This is a genomic window from Boseongicola sp. (assembly GCF_057460485.1).
The window spans coordinates 1-3,256 of sequence record NZ_JBVCWP010000385.1; the positions used below are offsets into that span (position 1 = coordinate 1).

Annotated in this window: 1 protein-coding gene; it reads right to left on the bottom strand. The window is 55.4% G+C overall.

Annotated features, from left to right (window positions below; translation table 11 throughout):
• Positions 1-19 precede the first annotated feature (19 nt).
• Positions 20-3,256: indolepyruvate ferredoxin oxidoreductase family protein (locus AC221Y_RS22480; protein ID WP_486708524.1), on the bottom strand; the 3,237-nt coding region annotated here is incomplete at its 5' end.

The following is a 3,256-nucleotide window of genomic DNA, read 5'->3' on the forward strand; positions in this document are numbered from 1 at the left end:
ATGGAATGCGCCCCTCCGGCTACGCAGCCTTCGACCTAGAGGGAAGCGTTTGGAGTGCAGCGCGGAGGGTTCTACGTGTTTCTTCTGCGGCTTGGGCGTTTGCGCGCTTCACCGGGCCGAAACCTCGGATCTTAAGGGGAAGTGCAGCCAACGCAATGGCGGCTTCGCGGTTTGCCGGAGGGTTTTTCACGATGTCCCTGATATCGCGCTCGTATTCTCGGATTAAGTGGCGCTCCATCCGGCGCTCGGCTGTGTAGCCGAAAGGATCGAAAGGCGTACCGCGCAGGCGTTTCAGCTTCGCCAGATGCGGCCAAAGGCGTTCCGTCCAAGCGCCGAAAGCCCGTTTTTTGGGTCGCCCATCCGGGCCGCTTCGCGACAGGAAAGGCGGCGCAAGATTGTAGGTCAGTTTGAGATCGCCTTCGAAGGTTTCAGCCGCTTTCTCGCGGGTGGTTTGAAGAAGGCGGGCGACTTCGTATTCGTCCTTGTAGGCAAGAAGCTTGTGATACCCTTTTGCGACTGCTTCTTTCAGATCGTCTTCTTCGACGCTGGCGAGAAGCTTTAGATATCGCTGGGCAAGCCGCTCAGATTGATAGTCGGTGAGATGAGCGGCACGAAAATCTATTTTACTTTTTAATGTCTGATATTTATCAGATACGTCTGATGTAATTAGTTTTGCCGCTATATCCTGATTTTCGGCAAACCAACGGCCGATCTGAAAGGCTTTAAGATTGTCTTCCACGGCTGCCCCGTTAAGCGCGATCGCCTCCTCGATTGCAGCACGGCTCAGAGGGACGTGACCTTTCTGCCAGGACGCGCCAAGCAGCAGCATGTTGGCGTAGATGGCGTCGCCCATCATGTTCTGGGCAAGCTTGGTTACGTCAAAAAGCGTCAGATTGTCATGTAGACGAGACTGTAGCGAGATCGCGAGGTCTTCGCTTGGGACACGGAATTCGGTGTTGCGGGTGAATTCTCCGGTGATGATTTCATGGGTGTTCACGACGGCTTTCGTGCGTCCCGTCGCCATAAGCCTGATGGTCTTGGCCCCCGCAGACACAACAAGATCGCCGCCGATTAGCGTGTCGCATTCGCCGACCGAGACGCGGATTGCGTTTATGTCTTCGGGTGCGTTTGCAAGACGGCAGTGGATATGGACCGCACCGCCCTTTTGCGCCAAGCCCGCCATCTCCATCATGCTGGCGCCCTTGCCCTCCAAATGCGCAGCCATGGCAACGATGGCTCCAATGGTGATAACGCCCGCACCACCGACGCCGGCAATGACGATGTTGTGAGTTTGAGCCGTGATTTCAGGCGGTTGACGGTCAGGCAAGTCGGTCATATCGACGTCTGCAGTTGAGTTTCTCCGCAGGGTCGCACCTTCGATTGTGACGAAAGACGGACAGAATCCTTTGACGCAGGAATAGTCTTTATTGCAAGACGATTGGTCTATGGTACGTTTTCGGCCCAACTCGGTATCAAGAGGAACGATAGAGACGCAATTGGACTGCACCCCACAATCGCCGCAGCCTTCGCAGATGTCGGGATCAATAAAGACCCGTTTGTCAGGATCAGGGAAAGCGCCGCGTTTTCTTTTGCGGCGTTTTTCGACGGCGCAAGTCTGGACATAAAGAATGGCCGACACTCCCTTGATATTTCTATATTTGTCCTGAACAAAGGGAAGATATTCGCGTGAATACCATTCGACGTTCTTTGGGAAGTCTGCGCGATGGGGCTCCTCTTTTTCATCGAAAACGACCGCAACATGTTGCACGCCCATTGCGACCAATTCGTGGGCCACGCGATCTGCTGACAGATCGCCGTCGATGACTTGCCCGCCTGTTAAGGCAACTGCATCGTTGTAGAGGATTTTGAACGTAATATTCACATTCGATCCTAGGGCCGCGCGGATTGCCAGAATGCCCGAATGGTTATAGGTGCCGTCGCCCATGTTCTGGAACACATGTTCAGTGGTCGAAAACGGACTCTCGCCCACCCAATTGACGCCCTCGGCACCCATATGGGTGTAGCCGTTGGTTTCGCGATCCATCCAAAGGACCATCGTGTGACATCCAATGCCCGCGTAGGCGCGGCTACCGTCCGGCACTTTGGTCGATGTGTTATGCGGGCAGCCGGAGCAGAAATACGGCAAACGGGATGCGATTTCCGGGGTGTTGTCTGCGGAAAGGGCGCTAGAGATTTTAGCCATTGCCCCGGTAATGGTATCGGTTTCACGGCCTTCCTCGATCAGGATACTTCCTATTTTCTCTGCAATCACAACCGGATCGAGGGAATAGTGACTTTGGAATAACTCTTCTCGTGGCGCACCGTCCGAAGCACCTTTGTACCAACCATAGACCCGGCATCCAGCGCGCGCCTCAAACAACGCGTCTTTGATCTGGACCTCGATCAGTTTGCGCTTTTCTTCGACGATAACAATCAGGTCGAGCCCTTCTGCCCATTCCCGCAACGACAGGGCGTCAATCGGATAGACCTGCCCCAATTTATAGCTCGTGATCCCAAGCCGGTCCGCGGTATCATCAGAAATTCCAAGAAGGCTCATCGCATGGATCAGGTCGAGCCAGTTCTTGCCGGCCGCCACAAATCCGATCTTTGCGCCCGGCTTGCCGTGCATGCGGGCGTCGGGACGATTGGCCCGCGCGAAAGCTTCGGCGGCGGAGCGTTTATGGTCGATCAGCCGGGATTCTTGCGGGATCCAGTGGTCCCCAAGACGTATGTTAAGTCCGCCTTCAGGCATGTCAAAATCGGGAATGACAAAGGACATGCGATCAAGTCGGGCATCGACGACAGAGGTGACTTCGACCGTGTCTTTCATCAATTTCAGCGAGGACCAAAGGCCCGAAAACCGGCTAAGTGCATAGCCATAAAGGCCAAAATCAAGGATTTCCTGCACGCCTGCGGGAGACAGGATTGGGACCTGCGCGTCGACCATCGCAAATTCGGACTGGTGGCAGGTTGTCGAGCTTTCTCCGACGTGATCGTCGCCCATCGCGAGAACCACTCCGCCGTGACGCGACGAGCCCGCGAGGTTTCCGTGGCGGATGGCATCGCCTGAGCGATCTACTCCGGGGCCCTTGCCGTACCAAAGTGCGAAAACACCGTCGTGTTTGCCTTCTCCGCGCAACTCGGCTTGTTGGGTGCCCCAAATTGCAGTCGCGGCAAGGTCTTCGTTTAAACCGGGATGAAACAGTATGTTGGCGGCTTCCAGATCAGCTTTGGCGCGCGTCATCTGGGTATCAAC